This is a genomic window from Ralstonia sp. GX3-BWBA (assembly GCF_003290055.1).
Classification (GTDB): Bacteria; Pseudomonadota; Gammaproteobacteria; order Burkholderiales; family Burkholderiaceae; genus Ralstonia; species Ralstonia holmesii.
This window is the reverse complement of the sequence record NZ_QMKS01000009.1, coordinates 1,098,968-1,121,226: the sequence shown is the minus strand read 5'-3', so window position 1 is coordinate 1,121,226 and position 22,259 is coordinate 1,098,968. Positions and strand designations below refer to the sequence as shown.

Here is a 22,259-nt window from a genome sequence, read left to right as displayed (position 1 = left end):
CTTATTCCGATGCCGTCGGCTGCGTGGCCAGATCCACCAGTTCCAACGAGTGCGTGATCTCGGCCGTCTTGGCCAGCATGATCGACGCCGAGCAGTACTTCTCGTGCGAAAGCTGCACAGCCCGTTCCACCGTTTCCCGCTTCAGGTTGCGCCCAGTCACCGTGAAGGTGAAGTGGATGCGCGTGAAGACCTTCGGGTCGGTCTCGGCACGGTCGGCCTGCAGCTTGACGCTGCAACCTTGCACGTCTTGGCGGCCTCGCTTGAGGATCAGCACCACGTCATAGGCGGTGCAGCCACCGGTGCCCAGCAAGACCATTTCCATCGGGCGCGGTGCAAGGTTACGGCCGCCGCCGTCGGGCGCGCCATCCATCGTGACGAGATGGCCGCTGCCGGTTTCCGCCAAAAAGGCCATGCCATCCGGGCCGGTCCAGCTCACTGTGCAATCCATGTCCAATCCTTGTGCAGAGGGTCGACCATCGCCGACGAAAAGCCACATTGTAGCCACCAGCCCTCGCGCGCGTTGGCACCCTAGGGTGAACGCGGCTTGACAGTGATACCCGCTCGAAAAGGTGCAACCCGTTCTTTTTGCACCGAAATTGCGCCGAAATTGGAGGAATAGCTCTAGTGCGCAGCAGCTTGTCTCACACGAAATGAATGCAAGTGTTTGATTTGTTGGGAAATTAAACTGCCTTCTGTCTTCTTATTGGCTTTCCGCATTACGAAATGCGATTTCGTAGTGCAAATTTCCTTGCGCGTGCCCCAGAAATGGGTATAATTTGCACCATTGGATCGGCTGATGCGGTGCAACCCACCCAGTCAACGATCAGCAGGTGTCTCCTCCACCCTCCTCCTTTGGTGGATTCAAACCCAAGCTTGATGGCTTGGGTTTTTTTTCGCCTGCAGAACCCGTGCGCACCTTTTTCCTTGTGTCAAGAAGTCTGTGCGGGGTACAATCGAAATCCTTTCCGGATTGCCCGCGGAAAAGAGAAATTTAGAGAGCCCGCACCAACAAGCGGGAAGGCGGGCCGGCGATGACCTCGCATGGGGTTGCGCAGGCGTCCGCAAGACGATCCGTTCGTGAGCAGTCTGAACGCAAGTTCTCAGCGCGATACGGGTCCACTCGGGCACTGACTCAATATTTGGAAAAATCATGAAGACCTTTTCCGCAAAGCCCCATGAGGTGAAGCGCGATTGGTACGTGATTGACGCGACGGACAAGGTCCTCGGGCGTGTCGCCAGCGAAGTGGCACACCGACTGCGCGGCAAGCACAAGCCCGAATTCACTCCGCACGTCGATACCGGCGATTTCATCATCGTCATCAACGCAGCCAAGCTGCGTGTGACGGGCGCCAAGACGACCGACAAGAAGTACTATCGCCACTCGGGTTACCCGGGCGGTATCTACGAAACGACGTTTGGCAAGATGCAGCAGCGTTTCCCGGGCCGCGCCCTGGAGAAGGCTGTGAAGGGCATGCTGCCGAAGGGTCCGCTGGGCTACGCGATGATCAAGAAGCTGAAGGTTTACGCCGAAGGCTCGCATCCGCACGAAGCTCAGCAGCCGAAAGCGCTGGAAATCTAAGGGGCCTAATCCATGATCGGAAACTGGAACTATGGCACCGGCCGCCGCAAGAGCGCTGTGGCACGTGTCTTCATCAAGTCCGGCAAGGGCGACATCATCGTCAACGGCAAGGCCATCAACGAGTACTTCGCTCGTGAAACCTCGCTGATGATCGTGCGTCAGCCGCTGGAACTGACCAACCATGCAGCTACGTTCGACATCAAGGTGAACGTGGTCGGCGGTGGTGAAACCGGCCAAGCCGGTGCTGTGCGTCACGGCATCACCCGCGCCCTGATCGATTACGATGCAACGCTCAAGCCCGCCCTGTCGAAGGCTGGTCTGGTGACGCGCGATGCACGTGAAGTCGAGCGTAAGAAGGTCGGTCTGCGCAAGGCCCGCCGCGCCAAGCAGTTCTCGAAGCGTTAATCCGCTTCCTGCTGCTTCAGCAAAGAACCACACCCTCGGGTGTGGTTTTTTGTTTTTGAGCGTTCGAACTAAACAGGGTGATCTTTCCGTCGCCTCGCTTACCCTTTGCAACAGCTCCGACATGTCCGCGGGACTACAATTCACATTTCGTTAGCGTTCGGCCCGTATGATGCAATCCGCTGTTTCTCCTAATCCGATTCTGATCCGCAAGGCGGGTCGGGAGGCGCGCGCATGAAGGCGCGTCGCTTGTTGCGTCGCGCTTCCGTGCTCGCCCCGAACGTCACGGTGCGTTCGCGTCTGCCTTGGCCGGTAACGGTTTTGTTGATTGCCGTGGTATTTGGGCTTGCGGCGGCTGCGGCGCTGTGGGCCTTCGAAGAAGGGCGCCGTCTGACGGGGCCGCACGACGCCGATTTGCGCGCTATGAACCGCGAGCTGACCACCAAGTTGGCCGCCGTGCAAGCCGAGCGAGACAAGCTTTCCGCGTCCGCTGGCACCGTGGATGCCAGGCTGGGTATCGCCGAAGGGGCGCAAGCGCAGATGGCTGAGCAACTCAAGGCGCTGGAAACCGAAAACGCGCAGTTGAAAGAGGACTTAGCCTTCTTTGACAGCCTGTTGCCCGCACCTACCAATTCCGCTGGTATTTACGTGCGCAGCTTCCGCATCGCGCCGGACGAGGCGCAGCCGACGCGCATGCGATTCCGTGTTCTGCTGATGCAAGGCGGCGGAAAGGCGTTCGCGCCGGTCTCCGAATTCGAGGGGCAACTGGCGCTCACGCTGAACGTGGTACAGGGTGGCAAAGCTGCTACGATCGATTTCCCGGGAACGGTGGCCAGCGGATCACCCATTGCCAGCGCCCGCGTCAAGCTCACGCACTACCAGCGCCTTGAGGGCTGGGTAGACGTGCCCCCCGGCACCACGGTGCAATCGGTGATGGTGAAAGTGCTGCAGAACGGCAAGATCAAAGCGAGCCAGAGTTTTTCCATCTGACGGGCGTTGTCCTGTCGAGGATCCGTACACAGAGGAGTCGACGATGCTGTTTGGCAAAAAGAAAGGGCTGGCGATTGAAACGCTGCTGGGGGCTCATACCAAACTGGAAGGGAATCTGCGCTTCTCGGGCGGTCTGCGGATCGACGGCGAGATCAGCGGCAACATCTACGGCGATCCGGACAAGCCCAGCATGCTGGTGATTACCGATAGCGCACGCGTCGAGGGCGAGGTGCACGTCGGGCACCTGATTCTGAATGGCACCGTGGTTGGCCCCGTGCATGTGGCGGAGCTGCTTGAATTGCAGCCGAAGGCGCGCATTGAGGGCAACGTGCAATATGCGGCGTTGGAAATGCACCAAGGCGCCGTCGTCATGGGCACGTTGATGCACGCGGCGCCTGGCGATGTGAAGTTGCTGCCCAATCTGAAGCTGGCGTCCAATCAGGATTGATCACATCGCGCGTCAGCCGTTGCTGGCGCACCGCACAATGCCCACTTGAAACGCGGGGCTTCGGCACGATTTGCAGCTTGCGCTTAAAATACAGGCAAGTTTCAGACGTTCCCACAGGAGATTTTCATGAACGCAGTCGCGCAGGCAGCCACGCCCGATGTGAACGAGGTTCCGGCTCCGCTGGTCTTTACCGACAGCGCTGCGGACAAGGTCAAGCAACTGATTGAAGAAGAAGGCAACCCGGAGTTGAAGTTGCGCGTATTCGTGCAAGGCGGCGGGTGCTCGGGCTTCCAGTACGGTTTCACCTTTGACGAAGAGACCAACGAAGACGATACGACCATGACCAAGAATGGCGTCTCGCTCTTGATCGACTCGATGAGCTACCAGTACCTGGTGGGCGCCGAGATCGACTACAAGGAAGACATCAACGGCGCGCAGTTCGTCATCAAGAACCCGAATGCTTCGACCACGTGCGGTTGCGGCTCGTCGTTCTCGGTCTGACGCCGCATCGCTGTAAAAGAAAAAGCGCACTTCGGTGCGCTTTTTTGTTGCCTGCAAATTGTGCGCTCAAGCGGGGTAGATTGCGCCGAGGATGCGATCGCCCGATGCGCCGGTCGCGGTATGCAGATTGCCGTGGGCACGGAGCACGCACTGGCGCGCGAGCCATGCGAAAGCGAGGGCCTCCACCTGATGCGCGGGCACGCCGAAGTCATCTGTCGGAGCGACTCGCACGCCCGGCAATTGCTGCGCGATACGTGCCATGAGCGCGCCATTGCGGGCGCCGCCACCGCAGACCAGCAGTGACGCGGCCTGCGGCGCATGGGCACGTACGGCATCGGTGATGGTGTCGGCGGTGAGGGCGAGCAGCGTCGCTTGAACATCTTCAGGGCGCGCGGCGTTCAGCGCATCGCCGAGGGTTTGTTGCAGCCACGCCGGGTTGAACAGGTCGCGGCCGGTGCTCTTGGGCGGTGGCGCTGCAAAGAACGGCTCGACCTTCAGACGCGCGAGGAGCGTTTCGTCGATACGCCCAGTGCGGGCCCAGGCGCCGTCGGCGTCGTAGCGGGTATCGCGGTGCCTGTGAACCCAGTAGTCCATCAGCGCGTTGCCGGGGCCGCAGTCGAAGCCGAGTACGGCGTTGCGCGCGTCGGGGGCTTGCGGCGGCACGACGGTGAGGTTGGCGATGCCCCCGATGTTGCAGACCACACGCCACGCATCAGGCAGGCCGAACAGCGCGCGATGCAGCGCTGGTACGAGCGGTGCGCCCTGGCCGCCGGCGGCGATGTCGCGACTACGAAAATCGGCAATGACGTCGATGCCGGTGCGTTCAGCCAACACCGCCGGGTGCTGGGTTTGGCGCGTGTAGCCGATGCCATCATGTGTGCCGGGCTGATGACGAATCGTCTGCCCATGGGCGCCGATGGCCCGCACGTCGTGCACACCCAGACCGGTGGCAGCGAGCAGTTGGGCAACGCAGTCGGCGTAGACCATGGCCAGCGCGTTCGCGGCAAGGGCTTCGCGATGGATCTCGTCGTGGCCGGCGTGTTGCAGGTCCAGAAAGCGCTGGCGCAGTTCGGGCGAGAAGGGCACGTAGGCATCGGCGAGGACGGTCGGGTGTTCGCCGGAAAAGTCCGCCAGAACGCCGTCGACACCGTCCAGGCTGGTGCCCGACATCAAGCCGATGTAGCGATCGGTGGAGAGTGGGGTGTGGTCAGGATGGCTCATGCGCGACAGCTTACCAGCGCAATGGCGGGCCAAACGGACACATCACGGTAAAATCCCGGGATTGCGCGGCCGGCACGTTTCAATCGATGTCGGCCATCGTGCACGCACCGTTTCCCCGATTGTTGATTCGTTCGCGCCGTTTTCCATGTGCGGCGCGGTGACCTTTCTTTTTGCCATGACTGCACCTGACACTTCCGCCGCCTCCGATAACGCCACGCCGGCCAAACCCAAGTACCCGGTGACCCCGGAGGTGGCGCACGCAATGGAAGTGTCGCTGCGCGGCTGCGACGAACTGTTGATTGCTGCCGAATGGGAGCAGAAGCTAGCCAAGAGCGCCGCGACCGGCGTGCCGCTGCGCATCAAGCTGGGCCTGGATCCGACGGCGCCCGATATCCACATCGGCCACACCGTGGTGCTCAACAAGATGCGTCAGTTGCAAGACCTGGGGCATCAGGTGATCTTCCTGATCGGCGATTTCACCTCGACGATCGGTGACCCGTCCGGCCGCAATGCCACGCGCCCGCCGCTCACGCGCGAGCAAATCGAGACCAACGCGCAGACTTATTACCGTCAGGCCAGCATGGTGCTGGACCCGAGCAAGACCGAAATTCGCTACAACAGCGAATGGTGCGACCCGCTGGGCGCGCGCGGCATCATCCAGCTTGCCGCCAAGTACACCGTCGCCCGCATGATGGAGCGTGACGACTTTACCAAGCGCTACAAGGCTGGCGTGCCGATCTCGGTGCACGAATTCCTCTATCCGCTGATGCAGGGTTACGACTCGGTCGCGCTCAAGTCCGACCTGGAACTCGGCGGCACCGATCAGAAGTTCAACCTGCTGGTCGGTCGCGAACTGCAGAAGGAATACGGCCAGGAGCCGCAGTGCATCTTGACCATGCCGTTGCTGGTTGGCCTGGACGGTGTAGAGAAGATGTCCAAGTCCAAGGGCAACTACGTCGGTATCAGTGAGGCGCCGAACGAGATGTTCGGCAAGCTGATGAGCATCTCCGACGACCTGATGTGGACGTACTACACGCTGCTGTCGTTCCGCCCGCTGGCCGAGATCGATTTGATGAAGGCGGAGATCGCGCTGGGCCGCAACCCGCGCGATTGCAAGGTGCTGCTGGCGCAGGAGATCGTCGCGCGCTTCCACAGCCAGGCCGATGCCGAACGCGCGCTGGAAGACTTCAATCACCGCGCACGCGGCGGTGTGCCGGACGATATCCCGCAGATTGAGCTGGCAGGCGCGCCACTGGGCATTGCGCAATTGCTCAAGCAGGCTGGGCTCTGCCCGTCCACGTCGGATGCCAACCGCAACATCGAACAGGGCGGCGTGAAGATCGACGGTACCGTCGTCAGCGACAAGGGCCTGAAGGTGGAGGCGGGCACCTTCGTGATGCAGGTCGGCAAGCGTCGCTTTGCACGCGTGGTGCTGAAGTGATTGGACTGATCCAGCGTGTGTCTGAAGCGGCTGTCCGGGTGGACGGCCGCGTCGTCGGCGAGATCGGCCCGGGCCTGCTTGCGCTTGTTTGTGCCGAACGTGGCGACACCGCCGCCGAGGCAGATCGTCTGCTGGAGAAGCTGCTCAACTACCGCGTGTTCTCCGACGCGCAGGGCAAGATGAACCTGCCCGTGCGCAACATCGACGGCAACGGGCAGGCCGGTGGCTTGCTGGTGGTATCGCAGTTCACGCTGGCGGCCGATACCAAGTCTGGCACGCGGCCGAGCTTCACACCCGCGGCTGCGCCGGAAGATGGCCGCCGCCTGTACGACCACTTCGTGGCGCGCGCCCGTGCGCAGCACCCCATCGTGGCGACCGGCGAGTTTGGCGCCGACATGAAGGTGTCGCTGGTCAACGATGGTCCGGTCACATTCTGGCTGCAGATCGCGCCGCAAGCCGCGCCGTCTGTCGCAAAAGCGGCCACGCCGGAAGCGGCCAAATCTGTCTGATTCGCTCGGGAACCCTGTGATGTCACGCGCCGCCACCATCCCTCTGCCGATGCCGCAGATCACCCACATCGTGCTCATCCGCCACGGCGAGACCGACTGGAACCGTGAGCGCCGCCTGCAAGGCCAGCTCGACGTGCCGCTGAACATGCAAGGGCTGGAGCAAGCGGCGCAGCTTGGCAAGGCACTGGCGCGCGAGCGGTTCGATGCGGTCTATGCGAGCGATCTGTCGCGCGCCAGGCAGACGGCGCAGGCGCTTGCAGATGAAGTGGGTGTGACGGTGCGTGACGACGCCGGTTTGCGCGAGCGCTGCTATGGCGAGTTTGAAGGCCTCACCTATGCTGAAGTCGCCGCACAGCATCCAGCCGACTTTGATGCCTGGCAAAACCGCGTGCCCGAGTTCGCCCCGCCTGGCGGCGAGACGCTGACTGAATTCCACGAACGTGCGGTCGAGACTGCGCTTCGCCTGATCCGTCGCCACCCCGGCGAGCGCATCGCGCTGGTTAGCCACGGCGGCGTGCTCGATTGCCTGTATCGCCGGGCCAACGCCATGACGCTCACCGAGCCGCGCCAGCATGAACTGCGCAACGCGAGCATCAACCGGCTTTCATCCGATGGCCATCAACTGACCGTACTGCAATGGGGGGATGTCGCGCACCTGGATTTGCTGGTGCTCGACGAGGTGGACCGCCGCGTTCCCTAAACCTTCAGCCGGAATGGCGTGAAGTTGGTGTCGCGGTCGTAGTAGTCTTCGTGCTCGACGCGTTTGAGGAAGGCGACGACCCGGTAGGTAAGGGGCGTCGCCACGACCTCCCAGCCGGTCTTGAGGATGTATTGCGCGATGGCCACGCGAAGCACCTGCTGGTGGGGCCAGATCCCGTAGAAGGCGATCACGTAGAACAGCGAAGAATCCACTGCCTCGCCCACCACCGTGGACCCAATAAGGCGCGTCCACAGCCATTTTCCTTCCGTAGCGATCTTCATCTTCGCCAGCGTGTAGCTGTTGGCAAAGCTGCCGCACCAGAACGCAATGAGCGACCCGGCGACGATGCGGGGGGTGTTGCCGAACACGTCGTTCAGGCTCTTCTGGTAGTCCGCCATGAATGGCGCTACTGGCAGCGCCAGCACGACCAGCGACATGAACGACGCGAAGATCAGTGCGGCAAAACCCGCCCATACCACACGCCGGTCGCGCCCGTAGCCGTACACCTCGGTGAGGATGTCGCCGAAGATGTATGAGATCGGGAAGAAAAGCACACCAGCGCCAAACGTGACCGGCCCGATGATCGGCAGCGTGACCTGCGCCGCCTTGGCCGCGCCGATCAGGTTGGAACACAGCAGTACCGTCACGAAGGCCGCCATGACGAAGTCGTAGTAGCGGAACGTGCGGTTCGGGTGGCGCGGGGCGGCGGACATGTCGGGGTGGTCCGGGTGGGCGTTTATTGGTTGTCGTCCCAGAGATCGCGTACGGGGCCGCTCTTGGGGGCGCCCAGCCCGAAGTGCTGGTACGCCGAAGCCGTGGCGATACGACCACGGGGAGTGCGCTGCAGGTAGCCTTGCTGGATGAGGTAGGGCTCGAGTACGTCCTCGATCGTGTCGCGCTCCTCGCCGATGGCGGCCGCCAGGTTGTCGATGCCGACCGGGCCGCCGTTGAACTTGTGCAGGATCGCTTCGAGCAGCCTGCGATCCATCAGGTCGAAGCCGACCGCATCCACATCGAGCATGGCCAGGGCGGCATCGGCCACTTCGCGGGTGATGATGCCATCGGCCTTGACCTCGGCATAGTCACGCACGCGGCGGAGCAGGCGGTTGGCGATACGCGGCGTGCCGCGCGAGCGCTTGGCAATTTCCAGCGCGCCTTCATCCACGATATGAGCGTTCAGCAGGCCCGACGAGCGCGTGACGATCTTTGCCAGCTCGGCAGGCGTATAGAACTCCAACCGCGCAACGATGCCGAAGCGGTCGCGCAGCGGGTTGGTCAGCATACCGGCGCGCGTCGTGGCGCCCACCAGCGTGAACGGCTGCAGATCGAGCTTGACCGAGCGCGCCGCCGGGCCCTCGCCGATCATGATGTCGATCTGGTAGTCCTCCAGCGCCGGGTACAGGATTTCCTCCACCACGGGCGAGAGCCGATGAATCTCGTCGATGAAGAGGACGTCGTTGGCTTCGAGGTTCGTGAGCAACGCGGCCAGGTCGCCCGGGCGTTCCAGCACGGGGCCGGAGGTCTGGCGCAGGTTGACGCCCATCTCGCGCGCGATGATGTGCGCCAGCGTCGTCTTGCCCAGGCCCGGCGGGCCGAACAGCAGCACGTGGTCAAGTGCTTCGCTGCGGTTCTTGGCCGCGGTCATGAAGATGTCGAGCTGGCCGCGCACCTTTTCCTGGCCGACGTATTCGTCAAGCAGCTTGGGGCGCAGCGCGCGCTCGAACGCCTCCTCGTTGGGGGAGGCGGGGGAGGCTGAGATGATGCGCTCAGCAGAGGCAGCCTTGGCGGCGAGCTTGTCGGTTTCGATCATGACGGGCGGACGGCGCCGGGAAGGCGCGAGCAGGCCATTCTACCGTTTCGCCGCGCCCGGGCGTCAGCCTTTGGACAGCGCCTTGAGCGCCAGCTTGATCCCCTCGGACACACCCGTACCGGCCGGCACCTGCTTGATGGCGAGGGCCGCTTCCTTGTCGGAGTACCCAAGCGCCAGCAGGGCGTTGAGCACGTCGACCGCGTCGTCCGAGACGGCAGGGCCGCCGGGCACCGCACCCAGGTCGGCGCCGAGCTTGCCCTTGAGTTCGAGCAGCAGACGCTCCGCCGTCTTCTTGCCGATGCCCGGAATGCGCGTCAGCCGCCCGGCTTCCTGCAGCGTGACGGCCTGCGCGAGTTCGGCCACCGACATGCCCGACAGCACCGCCAGCGCAATGCGGGCGCCGATGCCCGAGATCTTGATGAGCTGGCGGAAAGTTTCGCGCTCGGCGGCGGTGCCGAAACCGTAGAGCAGGTGCGCATCCTCGCGCACGATCTGCTGCGTGAGCAGGACGACCTTCTCGCCAGTCGCGGGCAGGTTGTAGAACGTGCTCATCGGCACGTCGATCTCGTAGCCGACGCCGTGGCAATCGACCAGCAGGTGCGGCGGGTTCTTTTCGATCAGCGTCCCGGCAATGCGTCCGATCATGGGTGGGGTTCCTCCTCCAAAACGGGACGCAGTGTAGCCCAAACCTACTGTGCGGCCCGATCCTGGCTCGGCCGCTCGCTACGGTTCCGATGCGCGAAGACTAGCGCGTGAAGGTCGACACGGCTTGCCGCCCGACGGCAGGATCGTCGGTGAAGAAGCCGTCGACGCCCGCACGCAGGAATGCCTGGATCTCGGTGATCGAGCCGTTGACGTTGCGCGTGTTGTCGGCACCGCTGCGCAGCGACGGCGGCAGGAAGGTGTTCTCGGGGCGGAACGTGTACGGGTGGACGACCAGCCCTGCGTTGTGCGCGTTGCGGATCAGGTCGGTCGGATCGGTGAGTCGGCCGCTCGCATCCAGGCCCATGATGCTGCTCTTGTCAGGGCCGACACCGTTGGCATACGCGGCGATGTCGCGCATGCCCTGGCTGGTCATCATGTCGCCGAACGTGCGGCTGTCTTTGGCGACCACAAAATCGTAGGGCTGCCGGCTGGATGTGCCCATCAATTGCACGAGCTTCCAGTTGGGCTGGCTGCTGCCGATCTTGTTGCGAATGGCCTTGAGATTGGCGACTTCGAACGACTGGATGTAGACCGTCGTGCGGCTGGCCGTGAAGGCATCGCGGCGTAGGCTGTCGATCAGCCTGTCTTCAAGCGGCAGGCCGATCGACTGGAAATACGTTGGGTGCTTCGTCTCAGGATAGATGCCAATGTTGCGGCCGAGCTTGGCGGATTGGTCACGCGCCAGCGCGATGATCTCGTCCAGCGAGGGAATGTCGAACTGATCGTTGTACGCGACGTTGTCGGGACGGATGCTCGGGATGCGTTCGCGTTCGCGTGCGCGCAGCGTTTTCAATTCACCCAGCGTGAAGTCTTCGGTGAACCAGCCCGTGACGCTCTGCCCATCGATCGTCTTGGTGGTCTTGCGGCCGGCAAACGCCGCCACGTCGGCCACGTTGGTTGTGCCGGAGATTTCGTTCTCGTGGCGTGCAACCAGCACACCGTCTTTGGTCGAAACGAGATCCGGCTCGATGATGTCCGCGCCGTCGTCGATGGCCTTCTGGTAGGAGGCCAGCGTGTGTTCGGGCCGCAATGCAGGCGCACCGCGGTGGCCGATTACCTGGACGGTGGCGATGGGCGTGGTGTTGCCCCCGCCGCTGCCACCACCGTGGTTATATTCCAGTCGGCAGGCCGACAAGGCCAGGGAGGCACTCAAAAAGAACGGGCTCAGCAGGATGAGACGGCGCAGCATCGGGGTCTCCTGAAGACGGATACCCCGCATGGTAGTCGCCGTGTGTGCGTGCAGCTACCTGCCGTCTTCAAGAATCCTGTCAGCCAACGAGGCGCCCGCGCCGCACGCGCAAGCCCTTTTGCGCAAGCTGCGGCGCCAGCCCGGCCATGGCAGCCAGCGTCTCGCCGCCGTGCGCATGACAGATTGCCACGCCCAGCGCGTCGGATGCATCCGCCCCGGGTTTGCCTTCGAGGTTGAGTAGGCGCACGACCATTTCCTGCACCTGGTCCTTGTTGGCGCGGCCGTAGCCGACCACGGCCTGCTTCAGTTGCAGCGCGGTGTATTCGAACACCGGCAGGTTGCCGCTCATCAGGCCGCAGATCACCGCGCCGCGGGCCTGGCCCAGCAGCAGCGTCGATTGCGGGTTGACGTTGACGAACACCTTTTCGATGGAAGCGCAGTCCGGCTGGTAGGTGCTCACCAGTTCAGAGACGCCGTCGTACAGCGTCTTCAGGCGGCTGGGCAGGTCGGCATTGCCGTTGCTCTTGATCGTGCCCGAGGCCACGTAGACGAGCTTGTGGCCGTGCCGTTCGAGCACGCCGAAACCCGTGGTGCGAAGGCCGGGGTCGATGCCGAGGATGCGCATGAAGGAGGTAGGCAGAAATGGAAACGGGGCAAGGCGCCAGTTTACGCCTTGCCCCGTTTGTTCGTCGCGTGGACGGTGCTGTTTGGTGAGCGATTAGTGGCGGAAGTGGCGGGTGCCCGTGAAGATCATCGCCACGTTGCGCTCGTCGGCGGCGGCGATCACTTCATCGTCGCGCACCGAGCCGCCCGGCTGGATTACGCACGAGGCGCCGGCATCGACCACCACGTCCAGACCGTCGCGGAACGGGAAGAACGCATCGGACGCCACGGCCGAACCGGCCAGCGTCAGGCCTGCGTTCTGCGCCTTGATGCTGGCGATGCGTGCGGAGTCCACGCGGCTCATCTGGCCGGCGCCCACGCCCAGCGTCATGCCGCCGCCGCAGAACACGATGGCGTTCGACTTGACGAACTTGGCGACGCGCCAGGCGAACATCAGGTCGTCCATTTCCTTCGGGGTCGGGTGGCGCTTGGTGACGACGCGCAACTCGCTCGGCTGCACGTTCTTGGCGTCCGGGCTCTGCACCAGCAGGCCGCCGCCAACGCGCTTGAAGTCGTACGCGTTCACGCCCTTGCCGAGCGGAATTTCCAGTACGCGGACGTTTTGCTTGGCGGCAAATACGGCACGCGCACCTTCCGAGAAGCCCGGGGCGATCAGCACTTCCACGAACTGCTTGGCGACGATCTGCGCCGCGGCTTCATCCAGCGGCACGTTGAAGGCGATGATGCCGCCGAAAGCCGAGGTCGAATCGGTCTTGAAGGCCTTCTCATACGCTTCCTGTGCGGTACCGCCGATGGCCACGCCGCACGGGTTGGCGTGCTTGATGATGACGCAGGCGGCGCCCTTGGCCGGATCGAACGACTTCACGCATTCCCACGCGGCATCGGCGTCGGCGATGTTGTTGTACGACAGTTCCTTGCCCTGCAGTTGCTTGTAGTTGGCGAGCGCGCCATCCACTGCCTTGAGGTCACGGTAGAAGGCGGCGGACTGGTGCGGGTTCTCGCCGTAGCGCATTTCCTGCACCTTGTCGAAGGCCAGGTTCAGCGTTTGCGGATAAGCGCTGCGCGTGCTGTGCGACTTGTCGGCGCCCAGGCTCGTCAGGTAATTCGTGATGGCGCCGTCGTACTGCGCGGTGTGCGCGAACACCTTCTTGGCCAGCATGAAGTTGGTCTCGTAGCCAACCGTGTTGTTGTTGGCCTGCATTTCGGCCAGCACGGTGGCGTAGTCGGCCGGATCAACGATGACGGTCACGTCGCGGTGGTTCTTGGCCGCCGAGCGCAGCATGGTCGGGCCGCCAATGTCGATGTTCTCGATGGCGTCGGCCAGCGAGCATTCGTCCTTGGCCACCGTCTGCTGGAACGGGTACAGGTTCACCACCAGCAGGTCGATGGTCGGGATGCTGTGTTCGGCCAGCGCGGCCATGTGCTCGGGCAAGTCGCGGCGGGCGAGGATGCCGCCGTGCACCTTCGGGTGCAGCGTCTTGACGCGGCCGTCGAGCATTTCCGGAAAGCCCGTGTAATCCGCCACTTCCGTCACGGGCAGGCCGGACTCGGCGAGCAGCTTGGCGGTACCGCCGGTGGAGAGGAGCTTGACGCCGCGCTCGTGCAGGGCACGGGCAAAGTCGACGATGCCGGTCTTGTCGGAAACGGAAAGCAGGGCTTGCTGGATCATGGTGGAAACGCCGGTGGGCGGGTGTGGCGCTGGGTTTGCCGAACTGGCAGGAGGCGCCGTCAGAAAGGAAATCGGTTCAAAGGCCGGCCTGCGACCTCAGATGAGGCCGTGCTGCTGCAACTTCTTGCGCAGCGTGTTTCGGTTGATGCCGAGGTAGTCGGCCGCCTGCGACTGGTTGTTGGAAGCCCATCCCATCACGGTTTCCAGGAGCGGCCGTTCAATGGCCTGCAGCACCATGTCGTAGACATTGGACGGGTTCTCGCCGTCCAGGTCGCGGTAATACGCATCCAGGCTGTCGCGGATGCAACGTTCGATCGGATTGCGGCTCATGCGGCAAGCAGTTCCTTGTTATTGTCGTTGTTGCCCGTCGTGGGGTGGTCGCCACCGCTGGCTTGGTCTTCGTAGACCAGACGGTCGGACAGCGCACGCTGCTCGTCGAAGAACGCATTGACGGCGGCCAACTGGGCCGCGGTGTCCTCGATGGTGTTCATGCGGTGGCGGAACAGGTTGGCCCCCGCCAACCCGCGCGTGTACCAGGCGATGTGCTTGCGTGCGGTGCGCACGCCGGTGTATTCGCCATAGAACGCGTAGTGCTCTTCCAGATGTGCATTCATGATGCCGCGAATCTCTTCCACTTCCGGCGCGGGCAGCAACGTGCCGGTTTGCAGGAAGTGGGAAATCTCGCGGAACAGCCACGGGCGCCCCTGCGCCGCGCGGCCGATCATGATGGCGTCCGCTCCGGTCACGGCCAGCACGTGCTTGGCCTTGGCCGGCGTGGTGATGTCGCCGTTGGCCACCACTGGAATGCGCACCGACGCCTTGACCGCGGCGATGGTGTCGTATTCAGCATCACCGTGGTACAGATCTGCCCGTGTGCGACCGTGCACGGTCAGCATGCTGATACCGGCATCCTGCGCAATGCGCGCCACGCTCAATGCGTTGCGGTGTTCGCGGTCCCACCCGGTGCGGATCTTCAGCGTTACGGGCACGCGATCGCCCACTGCGCCCACCACGGCCTCGACAATGCGCTGGACCAGCGGCTCGTTCTGCAGCAGCGCAGAACCGGCGGCCACGTTGCACACTTTCTTGGCCGGGCAGCCCATGTTGATGTCGATGATTTGCGCGCCGCGATCGACGTTGTAGCGCGCGGCCTCGGCCATCATCATCGGCTCAGCGCCGGCAATCTGCACGGCGATCGGCTCGACCTCGCCCGTGTGGTTGGCGCGCCGCATCGTCTTCTCGCTTTTCCACAACTGCGCGTTGGATGCGACCATCTCGGACACCGCATAGCCCGCGCCCAGCCGTTTGCACAGCTGACGGAACGGGCGGTCCGTCACACCCGCCATGGGGGCGACGAACAGGTTGTTGCGGAGGGTATGCGGTCCGATCTGCAAGGCTGCGAGGAAGAAGCGGCTGAAAGAAACGAAAAATCACCCCTTCCGCCCAGAGTCGAATGACGACCGGGCGGAGCGACGGGAGTGAAAAATGCGAGGACGGGATTTTACCGCCAAACCGCCGGATTGCCTAAATGTTGTGCACAAACTATGCGGCAGTGCGGTCGGCGGCGCGCTTCTTGCCGTGGCTGGCGTTACCGGAACCGTTGCAGGCCGTAGGCGCGGGCGTCGATGAAGGGCCTGCGCTCGCTGACCAGATCGGCGATGAGTCGGGCGGTGCCCGGCGCGCCCGTCATGCCCAGGTGGCCGTGCCCGAACGCGAAGAACACGTTGCGGTAGCGCTCCGAGCGGTCGATTACGGGCAGGCTGTCGGGTAGAGAGGGACGATGGCCCATCCACTGGCTGTCGTCCGTGAAGCTGAGGCCGGGGAAGAGCTGCTGGCCCTGCTGCATGAGGATGCGCGCGCGGCGGTAATCGGGCGACGCGTCCAACCCGCCGATTTCCACGGTGCCGGCAATGCGCAAGCCGCCTTCCATGGGTGTGGCGATGAACTTGCGCTCGCAATCCATGATCGGCCGCGAGGGCTGCACGCTGGGCGCGCGCAGCGTGGCGTGATAGCCGCGCTCGGTGTCGAGCGGAATGCGGATGCCAGTGAGCTTGGCCCCCAGCCGCATCGACCAAGCGCCCGCGCAGAGCACGAGCTTCGACACGGGCAGCGTGCCGCAATCGGTATGCAGCCGCGTCGGGCCGCCGTAGTCGCTTCGGCCGAATTCCACGTCCAACACCTTGCGGCGCAGGAAGGTGCCGCCCGCTGCAGCAAAGTTGGTCGCCAGCGTCTTGACCAGCCGTTCCGGATTGACCGTGAAGCCGTTGTCAGGCAGCAGCAGACCGGATTGGATGTCGGCGGCCAATGCGGGCTCCAGCTCGCGGGCTTCACCGGCGCTCAGGGCTTGCGAGCGCACGCCGGTGGCGTCGCGAATGGCTTGCGCCAGCACATCGCCCGAGGAGCGCGCCAGTGTGCGCCACACATACAAATGGCCACTCTGGCGGATCAGGCTGTCGTATTGCGCGGCGTCGAGCAGGTCGCGATAACCGGGGAAGGTCGCGCTGAAAAGACTCGCCAGCGGCTGCGCAGTCGCACGGGCCTGCGCCTCATTGCCTGCGAGTACCCATTGCAGCAGCCAGGGCAGCGCGCGCGGCAGATAGGGCCAACGCACCGTCAGCGGACCCATCGGATCGGCTAGCCACTTGGGCACCTGCTTGAGCATGCCGGGCAGCGCCATCGGCACGACCGATGCGACGCTCAGGCAGCCGGCATTGCCAAACGAGCAACCTTCGCCAATGCCGGCCTGATCGAGCAGCGTGACCTGATGGCCTTCACGTTGCAGTTGCAGCGCGCATGCTGTGCCGACAATGCCGGCGCCCACCACGGTGATCTGTTGGCGATCGCCCGCAGTGCTGGCCTCGGAAGTCGCCACGCGCTAGCCTCGCTGACCGAACATCATCTGCCGGGCCAGCCCGTGCTTGAGCGGTGGCAGGCATTCCAGCAGCGTAAGCGCCGCGCCGCGCAGATGCCCAAACGGCCGGCCCGGCACGGCAAACGCACGCGGCAGCAAATCGGTCAGGCCGATGGTGACGGCGCGGTCAAACGCGCGTTCGCGGGCGAAACGGGCGAGGGTGGCTGCCGTTGCCCCATCCCGAAGCGCGCGCGCCATCTCGAATGCATCGCGCAGGCCGAGGTTGAAGCCCTGGCCCGCCACGGGGTGGATCGTCTGCGCGGCATTGCCGATCGCGGCGACACGGCGGTCGACCGGAATGCGCTGGGCATGCAGCCCGAGCGCGAATGTGTGGCGCGGGCTGGCGTGCGTGAAGCGGCCCATGCGCTCGCCAAAGGCCGCGCCCAGTTCAGCGAGGAAGGCGTCGTCGGGCAACGCTGCGCGTCGGCGTGCTTCATCGGGTGCGCAGCACCAGACGAGCGCGTAGCCGGGACCATGCGCGTCATCCTGCGGTAGCAAAGCGAGTGGGCCGTCGGGTGTGAAGCGCTCCCACGCCCAGCCTTCCAGCGGCGCGCTGCAGCGCACGTGCGCGACGATGGCGGTTTGGCCGTAATCGCGGCGCCGCGCATGGGCGATGCCGCCTTCCTGCTTACGTGCGTCGTCGAACAAGCCGCCTTCGGCCTGGATGACGACTTCGGTTTCGATGGCCAGCGGATGACGTCCTTCGCGTAGCGCCCGCACGCGGGCCGGGGCGACGGTGCCGTCGGCGCGCGGCAGTTGCTCGACGCGCTCCACGGGTGTGTGGTCGTAGCGGGTGAGGCGCTTCGGGTGACGCTCCATCTGCGTGGCGAGTGCGGCGTTGAGCGCGGCGCTCAGGTCGCCGTATTGCACGACGTGGCCGAGCGCGGGGACGTCGTAGTCTTCACGGCGGATATGCGCCTGCCCGAAATGACCGCGCTGCGAGACATGAATGTGCGTGATGGGCGTGGCGCGCGTGGGCCAGCCGCCAATCTCCTGCAGCAGCACGCGCGAGCCATGCGAGAGCGCCAGCGAGCGCGGGTCTCGCGCGGCGGCTTCGGCATCGCGCGCATCGAACAGGGCGACGCGCCAGTCGGTGTCGCGCAGCAACCAGTTGGCCAGCGCCAGCCCGACAGGCCCCGCGCCGACGATGGCGACGTCGAAGTCCGGAGCAGCACTGCTTGCTGTGATGCTGTCGGTCATGCCTGGCTCCGCATCACCAGTTCGATTTCGTCTGGGGCTACGGGCACGTCGCGCGTGATGATTTCGCAGCCTTCGGGCGTGACGATGGCGTCGTCTTCAATGCGGATACCGATGTGCCAATATTTTTCCGGCACGCCGGGTGCGGGGCGCACGTAGATGCCGGGTTCGACGGTCAGCACCATGCCGGCCTCCAGCGGGCGCCATGGGCGTTCGCCTTCCGCAGGAGCGGCGGTGCCGGGCGTGCGGTATTCGCCCACGTCGTGCACATCCATGCCGAGCCAGTGGCCGGTGCGGTGCATGTAGAACTGGCGGTACTGGCCTCCGGCGATCACGTCGTCGAGCGTGCCGACCGTGTTGCGGTCAAGCAGGCCGGTGTCGAGCATGCCTTGCGCCAGCACGCGCGTGGCAGCATCGTGCGGTACGTTGTACGGCACGCCGGGGCGCGTTTCGGCAAGGGCGGCTTCCTGCGCGGCAACCACAAGCGCATACAGCTCGCGTTGCGGGCCGGTGAAGCGGCCGTTCACGGGGAACGTGCGGGTGATGTCCGACGCGTAGCCGTCCAGCTCGCAGCCGGCGTCGATCAGGCACAGATCGCCGTCGCGCAGTTCGGCGTTGCCGGCGCGGTAGTGCAACACGCATGCGTTGGGGCCGGTGGCAACGATGGAGTTGTAGGCGACGCTTTGCGCCCCGTGGCGGCGGAATTCGTACAGCAGCTCGGCTTCGAGATGGTATTCACGCAGGCCGGCCCGCGAGGCCTGCATGGCGCGCACATGGGCCCCAGCGGAGATGCGCCCGGCGCGGCGCATGATGTCGAGTTCGTTCGGGTCTTTGAACAGGCGCAGCTCATCGAGGATGGCGCGCACGTCCAGCGCCTGGTGCGGCGAAGACACGCCCGCGCGGCCTTGCATGCGCACCGCGTCGAGCCAGCGGCGCATGCGGCGGTCGAACATGCCGCTTTCTGCCAGCGGATATGCCACGGCGGCGGCGTTGGCGAGCAGCTTGGGCAGCGTCGCGTCGATCTCTTCCACCGAGTGCGCCTCATCCAGGCCGAAGGCTTCCTTCGCGGCTTCGGGGCCGAAGCGGAAGCCGTCCCAGATCTCGCGCTCTTCATGCTTCGGGCGGCAGAACAGCACGCTGCGCGCGGGTGCGCTGCCCGCGGGTACCACGATGGCGAGCACCGCTTCGGGCTCGGTAAAGCCGGTCAGGTAATAGAAGTAGCTGTCGTGCCGATACGGGTAGTCGCTGTCGCGGTTGCGCATCGCTTCCGGTGCGGTCGGCACGATGGCGACCCCGCCACCCGCCGCGCGCAGCCACTGCACGACGCGCTCGCGGCGCTGGCGATAGGTCTGGAGGAAAGCGAGTTCGGTGGCGGACATGGCGTGTTTTCCAGCGGCAGAAAGGATGCGTGGATTGTAACGCCGCGCTTGGTGGGCATTCGGGGGAGGGGCATTGCCACACCCAAAAGGAGACTTGTGCGGTGCGGGCGGCCTCTCCTAAAGTCTCGGGCGGCTACCGCCGTTAATACTGATCTGTTTTGCATCCCGGTTGCGACCTCCGCCTGCAGTGGATTGGCCGCATTGGATCGGCCTGCCCAGGAGAACCGATGCTCGCCAGCAGTTACAACCCTCTTCTCGTCCTGCTTTCCCTCTTCGTGGCCATCCTGGCGTCGTATACGGCGCTGGATATGGCAGGACGTGTCGTCACCGCACAAGGTCGCGCGGCGTTGTGGTGGCTCATCGGCGGCGCATCGGCCATGGGGCTGGGCATCTGGTCGATGCACTTTGTCGGCATGCTGGCGCTGAACCTGCCGATCCCGGTTGGATATGACGTCGGGATCACGCTTACGTCGCTCGCCATCGGTATTGGGGCGTCGATGTTTGCGTTGTGGCTGGTCAGCCGGCGTGATTTGCCGTGGCCGCGCCTGGCGGGCGGCGCACTGCTCATGGGTGCGGGCGTCGCGGGCATGCACTACACCGGCATGGCCGCGCTGCGCATGAACCCCGGCATCCAATACGACCCCGCGAGGTTTGCGCTGTCGATCGTGATTGCGGTGCTGGCCTCCGGCGTGGCGCTGTGGATCGCGTTCCGCCTGCGGCGGCAGTCGCGGCGCGTTCGCGCACTGCGTGCAGGTTCGGCGGTGGTGATGGGCGTGGCCATCGTCGGCATGCATTACATGGGCATGTCGGCGGCATCGTTTCCATTCGGCAGTGTGTGCGGGGCTGCGCACACCGGGGCGAGTGCCGAGTGGCTGGCGTTGGTCATCATCATCGTGACGCTGGCGGTGCTGGCCATCGCGCTGATCATCTCGGTGCTCGACTTGCGCATGGAAGCGCGCACCGCCTTGCTGGCGAACTCACTGGCCGCGGCCAACAAGGAGCTGGCCTACCTTGCGCTGCACGACAACCTGACCAAGCTTTCCAACCGCGTGCTGCTGGAAGACCGTCTGACCCAGGCGATCCGCACGGCTGAACGCGAGAAGCGCCGCTTCGCGCTCATGTTCATGGACCTGGATGGCTTCAAGGCAGTCAACGATGTCTATGGGCACCATGTGGGCGATCTGTTGCTGATCGACGTGGCACAGCGCATCGGCGCGCGGGTGCGCCAGCAGGACACCGTGGCGCGTGTGGGCGGCGATGAATTTGTTGTGCTCGCCTACGTGGACGATCCGGAAGACGCTGGCACCCTGGCCGACGCGCTGCTGGAAGTGGTGCGCGAGCCCTTCATGGCCGGCGGTCACGAACTGCGGGTGTCGACCAGCATCGGCATCGCGATCTACCCCGGCAACGGTGACAACCAACACGATCTGCTCACCAATGCCGATGCGGCGATGTATCACGCGAAGGGTTTGGGCCGGAACGCCTACAGTTTCTTCGAGCCCTCGATGAACGCCGACGTGCATCACCAGTTGCAGCTCGTGCAGGACTTGCGCCGCGCGGTCGAGCGGCATGAACTCGTGCTGCACTACCAGCCCAAGTTCAACGCGCCCAATGGGCCGATCATGGGCGTGGAGGCGCTGGTGCGCTGGCAGCATCCGCAGCGCGGTTTGGTGCCCGCCGATGAATTCATCCCGCTGGCCGAGAAGACCGGCCTCATCGTGCCGCTGGGCGCTTGGGTGCTGGACGAAGCCTGTCGCCAGATGGCGCAATGGCATCGCGAGGGGCGCACCGCGTGGACCGTCGCTGTGAATCTCTCCGCGCTGCAGTTTGGCCATGCCGCACTCATCGACACCGTGCGCGACACGCTTGCGCGCCATGCGCTGGACCCGCGCAGCCTGACACTGGAGATTACGGAGTCGACCGCCATGCGCGATGTCGATGCGAGCCTGCAGATCCTGCAGCAGCTCGACGCGATGGGCGTGCGGATTTCGATCGACGATTTCGGCACAGGCTATTCGAGCCTGCTGTACCTCAAGCGTTTGCCTGCCAGCGAGTTGAAGATCGACCGCGGTTTTGTGCGCGATCTCGCGCACGACACGGAAGACGCGGCCATCGTCTCGGCCATCGTGGCGCTTGGCCAGACGCTGAACCTGCGCATCGTCGCGGAAGGTGTGGAGACGGCCGAGCAGCAGGCGTTCCTGACGCGACTCGGCTGTCACTCGCTGCAGGGCTATCTGCTGGGCCGCCCGATGACGGCGGAATCATTGAGCGCCGCGATGGCGTAAGCGCTCAGCGCGCCGCAACTTCGGCGTCGAGTGCGGCCAGCTGGGCCGGCGTGCCGACGTTTTCCCAGCGGCCGTCGAAGCGCTCACCGGTGGCGCGGCCTTCTGCGATCGCCTGGTGGTACAGCGGCGTCATCGCCAGCCGCGTGCCGGGCGCGATGCCGGCAAACAGGCGCGTGTCGTACAAGCCGATGTTGCCGAACGTGAGGCGCTCGGGGCCGTCGGCGTGGAGCGTGCCTTCGTCATCCAGGGCGAAATCGCCGCGCACGTGGTAAGGCGGATTGGGCACCATCACCAGGTGCATGCTGGGCGCCGCTTGCGCGGCCATTGCCGGCGCCCGGTCCCGCAGTACGGCGTAGTCGTAATCGCAGAACACGTCGCCGCTGACGGCAATGAATACGCTGTGCCCATCGCCGGCATGCAGCAGCGGCATGGCCTGGGCGACACCACCTGCGGTTTCCAACGCTTGCCCTTCCGGTGAATACGCGAGGCGCACGCCCCACGTGCTGCCATCCCCGAGCGTGGCTTCGATCTGCGCGCCGAGCCACGCGTGGTTGATGACAATGTCGCGCACGCCTGCCGCAGCCAGGCGCTCGATCTGCCAGACGATCAGCGGTTTGCCGCCCACGTTGAGCAGGGGCTTGGGCGTGTGGTCGGTCAGCGGGCGCATGCGGTCGCCGCGGCCCGCCGCAAAAATCATGG

Annotated in this window: 23 protein-coding genes; 9 read left to right on the top strand and 14 right to left on the bottom strand. The window is 64.6% G+C overall.

The window, feature by feature from the left end; all coding sequences use genetic code 11:
* Position 1 precedes the first annotated feature (1 nt).
* Positions 2–448, bottom strand: coding sequence for an OsmC family protein (locus DOD19_RS12860; RefSeq protein ID WP_024976639.1), 447 nt, complete (start codon positions 446–448; stop codon positions 2–4).
* 702 nt (positions 449–1,150) lie between these two features.
* On the opposite strand from DOD19_RS12860, the gene rplM reads away from it, so the two are divergent.
* The 5 genes from rplM (at position 1,151) to erpA (ending at position 3,920) form a co-directional block, all read left to right on the top strand.
* On the top strand, positions 1,151–1,579 hold the full coding sequence (gene rplM, locus DOD19_RS12855) for a 50S ribosomal protein L13 (protein ID WP_009239122.1): 429 nt from the start codon (positions 1,151–1,153) through the stop codon (positions 1,577–1,579).
* Positions 1,580–1,591: 12 nt separating this feature from the next.
* Positions 1,592–1,984: a 30S ribosomal protein S9 gene (rpsI, locus tag DOD19_RS12850; RefSeq protein ID WP_004633190.1), complete on the top strand. Its 393-nt coding sequence runs from the start codon at positions 1,592–1,594 to the stop codon at positions 1,982–1,984.
* Positions 1,985–2,215: 231 nt separating this feature from the next.
* Positions 2,216–2,971: a DUF6776 family protein gene (locus DOD19_RS12845; RefSeq protein WP_112185862.1), complete on the top strand. Its 756-nt coding sequence runs from the start codon at positions 2,216–2,218 to the stop codon at positions 2,969–2,971.
* 43 nt (positions 2,972–3,014) lie between these two features.
* The gene (locus DOD19_RS12840) at positions 3,015–3,419 is read left to right on the top strand and encodes a polymer-forming cytoskeletal protein (protein WP_024976637.1); all 405 of its coding nucleotides are present in this window, start codon (positions 3,015–3,017) and stop codon (positions 3,417–3,419) included.
* 126 nt (positions 3,420–3,545) lie between these two features.
* The gene (gene erpA, locus DOD19_RS12835) at positions 3,546–3,920 is read left to right on the top strand and encodes an iron-sulfur cluster insertion protein ErpA (RefSeq protein ID WP_004633183.1); all 375 of its coding nucleotides are present in this window, start codon (positions 3,546–3,548) and stop codon (positions 3,918–3,920) included.
* 66 nt (positions 3,921–3,986) lie between these two features.
* Here the strand turns inward: erpA and DOD19_RS12830 are convergent, their stop codons facing one another.
* Entirely contained in the window at positions 3,987–5,141 is a 1,155-nt protein-coding gene (locus tag DOD19_RS12830) for an anhydro-N-acetylmuramic acid kinase (protein ID WP_112185860.1), read from the bottom strand.
* A 175-nt stretch (positions 5,142–5,316) separates the two neighbouring features.
* On the opposite strand from DOD19_RS12830, the gene tyrS reads away from it, so the two are divergent.
* From tyrS to DOD19_RS12815, 3 genes are read left to right on the top strand one after another with little or no spacing between them, the layout of a single operon-like run.
* Positions 5,317–6,582, top strand: a complete 1,266-nt coding sequence (gene tyrS, locus DOD19_RS12825; protein ID WP_024976635.1) for a tyrosine--tRNA ligase — start codon at positions 5,317–5,319, stop codon at positions 6,580–6,582.
* Entirely contained in the window at positions 6,579–7,091 is a 513-nt protein-coding gene (dtd, locus tag DOD19_RS12820) for a D-aminoacyl-tRNA deacylase (protein WP_024976634.1), read from the top strand. The genes tyrS and dtd overlap by 4 nt, the downstream gene beginning before the upstream one ends.
* Positions 7,092–7,110: 19 nt before the next feature.
* On the top strand, positions 7,111–7,791 hold the full coding sequence (locus DOD19_RS12815) for a histidine phosphatase family protein (RefSeq protein ID WP_024976633.1): 681 nt from the start codon (positions 7,111–7,113) through the stop codon (positions 7,789–7,791).
* Here the strand turns inward: DOD19_RS12815 and DOD19_RS12810 are convergent.
* The 11 genes from DOD19_RS12810 to DOD19_RS12760 all read right to left on the bottom strand — a co-directional run bounded on the left by DOD19_RS12810 (position 7,788) and on the right by DOD19_RS12760 (position 19,275).
* Positions 7,788–8,504 carry a queuosine precursor transporter gene (locus DOD19_RS12810; RefSeq protein ID WP_024976632.1) on the bottom strand — a complete coding sequence of 239 codons (717 nt, stop codon included), beginning with the start codon at positions 8,502–8,504 and terminating at the stop codon, positions 7,788–7,790. The two genes, DOD19_RS12815 and DOD19_RS12810, sit on opposite strands and share 4 nt — an antisense overlap.
* Before the next feature lie 23 nt (positions 8,505–8,527).
* Positions 8,528–9,601 carry a Holliday junction branch migration DNA helicase RuvB gene (gene ruvB, locus DOD19_RS12805; protein WP_112185858.1) on the bottom strand — a complete coding sequence of 358 codons (1,074 nt, stop codon included), beginning with the start codon at positions 9,599–9,601 and terminating at the stop codon, positions 8,528–8,530.
* A 63-nt stretch (positions 9,602–9,664) separates the two neighbouring features.
* Entirely contained in the window at positions 9,665–10,246 is a 582-nt protein-coding gene (gene ruvA / locus DOD19_RS12800; RefSeq protein ID WP_012761185.1) for a Holliday junction branch migration protein RuvA, read from the bottom strand.
* A gap of 100 nt (positions 10,247–10,346) precedes the next feature.
* Positions 10,347–11,495 (bottom strand): glycerophosphodiester phosphodiesterase, encoded by a 1,149-nt coding sequence (locus DOD19_RS12795; RefSeq protein ID WP_112185856.1) that lies wholly within the window; start codon positions 11,493–11,495, stop codon positions 10,347–10,349.
* 79 nt (positions 11,496–11,574) lie between these two features.
* Positions 11,575–12,120 carry a crossover junction endodeoxyribonuclease RuvC gene (ruvC, locus tag DOD19_RS12790; protein WP_024976629.1) on the bottom strand — a complete coding sequence of 182 codons (546 nt, stop codon included), beginning with the start codon at positions 12,118–12,120 and terminating at the stop codon, positions 11,575–11,577.
* 93 nt (positions 12,121–12,213) lie between these two features.
* Positions 12,214–13,788 carry a bifunctional phosphoribosylaminoimidazolecarboxamide formyltransferase/IMP cyclohydrolase gene (gene purH, locus DOD19_RS12785; protein WP_024976628.1) on the bottom strand — a complete coding sequence of 525 codons (1,575 nt, stop codon included), beginning with the start codon at positions 13,786–13,788 and terminating at the stop codon, positions 12,214–12,216.
* Between the two features lie 96 nt (positions 13,789–13,884).
* On the bottom strand, positions 13,885–14,118 hold the full coding sequence (locus tag DOD19_RS12780; RefSeq protein WP_024976627.1) for a Fis family transcriptional regulator: 234 nt from the start codon (positions 14,116–14,118) through the stop codon (positions 13,885–13,887).
* On the bottom strand, positions 14,115–15,182 hold the full coding sequence (gene dusB, locus DOD19_RS12775; RefSeq protein ID WP_024976626.1) for a tRNA dihydrouridine synthase DusB: 1,068 nt from the start codon (positions 15,180–15,182) through the stop codon (positions 14,115–14,117). Before dusB ends, DOD19_RS12780 begins: the two co-directional genes overlap by 4 nt.
* A 194-nt stretch (positions 15,183–15,376) precedes the next feature.
* Entirely contained in the window at positions 15,377–16,660 is a 1,284-nt protein-coding gene (locus DOD19_RS12770; protein WP_112185854.1) for an FAD-dependent oxidoreductase, read from the bottom strand.
* Positions 16,661–16,663: 3 nt separating this feature from the next.
* Complete coding sequence (locus DOD19_RS12765; RefSeq protein WP_112185852.1) at positions 16,664–17,899, bottom strand: UbiH/UbiF/VisC/COQ6 family ubiquinone biosynthesis hydroxylase; 1,236 nt, start codon at positions 17,897–17,899, stop codon at positions 16,664–16,666.
* Entirely contained in the window at positions 17,896–19,275 is a 1,380-nt protein-coding gene (locus DOD19_RS12760) for an aminopeptidase P N-terminal domain-containing protein (RefSeq protein ID WP_024976623.1), read from the bottom strand. Before DOD19_RS12760 ends, DOD19_RS12765 begins: the two co-directional genes overlap by 4 nt.
* A gap of 227 nt (positions 19,276–19,502) precedes the next feature.
* Here DOD19_RS12760 and DOD19_RS12755 point away from each other — a divergent pair, with 227 nt between their 5' ends.
* Positions 19,503–21,560 carry a bifunctional diguanylate cyclase/phosphodiesterase gene (locus DOD19_RS12755; RefSeq protein ID WP_112185850.1) on the top strand — a complete coding sequence of 686 codons (2,058 nt, stop codon included), beginning with the start codon at positions 19,503–19,505 and terminating at the stop codon, positions 21,558–21,560.
* Positions 21,561–21,564: 4 nt separating this feature from the next.
* Here DOD19_RS12755 and murU read toward each other — a convergent pair whose 3' ends face one another.
* On the bottom strand, positions 21,565–22,257 hold the full coding sequence (gene murU / locus DOD19_RS12750; protein ID WP_112185848.1) for an N-acetylmuramate alpha-1-phosphate uridylyltransferase MurU: 693 nt from the start codon (positions 22,255–22,257) through the stop codon (positions 21,565–21,567).
* Between the last annotated feature and the right edge of the window lie 2 nt (positions 22,258–22,259).

Bases quoted from the DNA above. Each gene is read 5' to 3' on its own strand.
- DOD19_RS12845 (WP_112185862.1), top strand. From the start codon at position 2,216: ATGAAGGCGCGTCGCTTGTTGCGTCGCGCTTCCGTGCTCGCCCCGAAC.
- murU (WP_112185848.1), bottom strand. From the start codon at position 22,257: ATGATTTTTGCGGCGGGCCGCGGCGACCGCATGCGCCCGCTGACCGAC.
- DOD19_RS12830 (WP_112185860.1), bottom strand. From the start codon at position 5,141: ATGAGCCATCCTGACCACACCCCACTCTCCACCGATCGCTACATCGGC.
- DOD19_RS12840 (WP_024976637.1), top strand. From the start codon at position 3,015: ATGCTGTTTGGCAAAAAGAAAGGGCTGGCGATTGAAACGCTGCTGGGG.
- tyrS (WP_024976635.1), top strand. From the start codon at position 5,317: ATGACTGCACCTGACACTTCCGCCGCCTCCGATAACGCCACGCCGGCC.
- DOD19_RS12765 (WP_112185852.1), bottom strand. From the start codon at position 17,899: ATGACCGACAGCATCACAGCAAGCAGTGCTGCTCCGGACTTCGACGTC.
- DOD19_RS12810 (WP_024976632.1), bottom strand. From the start codon at position 8,504: ATGTCCGCCGCCCCGCGCCACCCGAACCGCACGTTCCGCTACTACGAC.
- rplM (WP_009239122.1), top strand. From the start codon at position 1,151: ATGAAGACCTTTTCCGCAAAGCCCCATGAGGTGAAGCGCGATTGGTAC.
- DOD19_RS12760 (WP_024976623.1), bottom strand. From the start codon at position 19,275: ATGTCCGCCACCGAACTCGCTTTCCTCCAGACCTATCGCCAGCGCCGC.
- rpsI (WP_004633190.1), top strand. From the start codon at position 1,592: ATGATCGGAAACTGGAACTATGGCACCGGCCGCCGCAAGAGCGCTGTG.
- DOD19_RS12780 (WP_024976627.1), bottom strand. From the start codon at position 14,118: ATGAGCCGCAATCCGATCGAACGTTGCATCCGCGACAGCCTGGATGCG.
- DOD19_RS12755 (WP_112185850.1), top strand. From the start codon at position 19,503: ATGCTCGCCAGCAGTTACAACCCTCTTCTCGTCCTGCTTTCCCTCTTC.
- DOD19_RS12795 (WP_112185856.1), bottom strand. From the start codon at position 11,495: ATGCTGCGCCGTCTCATCCTGCTGAGCCCGTTCTTTTTGAGTGCCTCC.
- purH (WP_024976628.1), bottom strand. From the start codon at position 13,788: ATGATCCAGCAAGCCCTGCTTTCCGTTTCCGACAAGACCGGCATCGTC.
- erpA (WP_004633183.1), top strand. From the start codon at position 3,546: ATGAACGCAGTCGCGCAGGCAGCCACGCCCGATGTGAACGAGGTTCCG.
- ruvC (WP_024976629.1), bottom strand. From the start codon at position 12,120: ATGCGCATCCTCGGCATCGACCCCGGCCTTCGCACCACGGGTTTCGGC.
- DOD19_RS12860 (WP_024976639.1), bottom strand. From the start codon at position 448: ATGGATTGCACAGTGAGCTGGACCGGCCCGGATGGCATGGCCTTTTTG.
- ruvB (WP_112185858.1), bottom strand. From the start codon at position 9,601: ATGATCGAAACCGACAAGCTCGCCGCCAAGGCTGCCTCTGCTGAGCGC.
- DOD19_RS12815 (WP_024976633.1), top strand. From the start codon at position 7,111: ATGTCACGCGCCGCCACCATCCCTCTGCCGATGCCGCAGATCACCCAC.
- ruvA (WP_012761185.1), bottom strand. From the start codon at position 10,246: ATGATCGGACGCATTGCCGGGACGCTGATCGAAAAGAACCCGCCGCAC.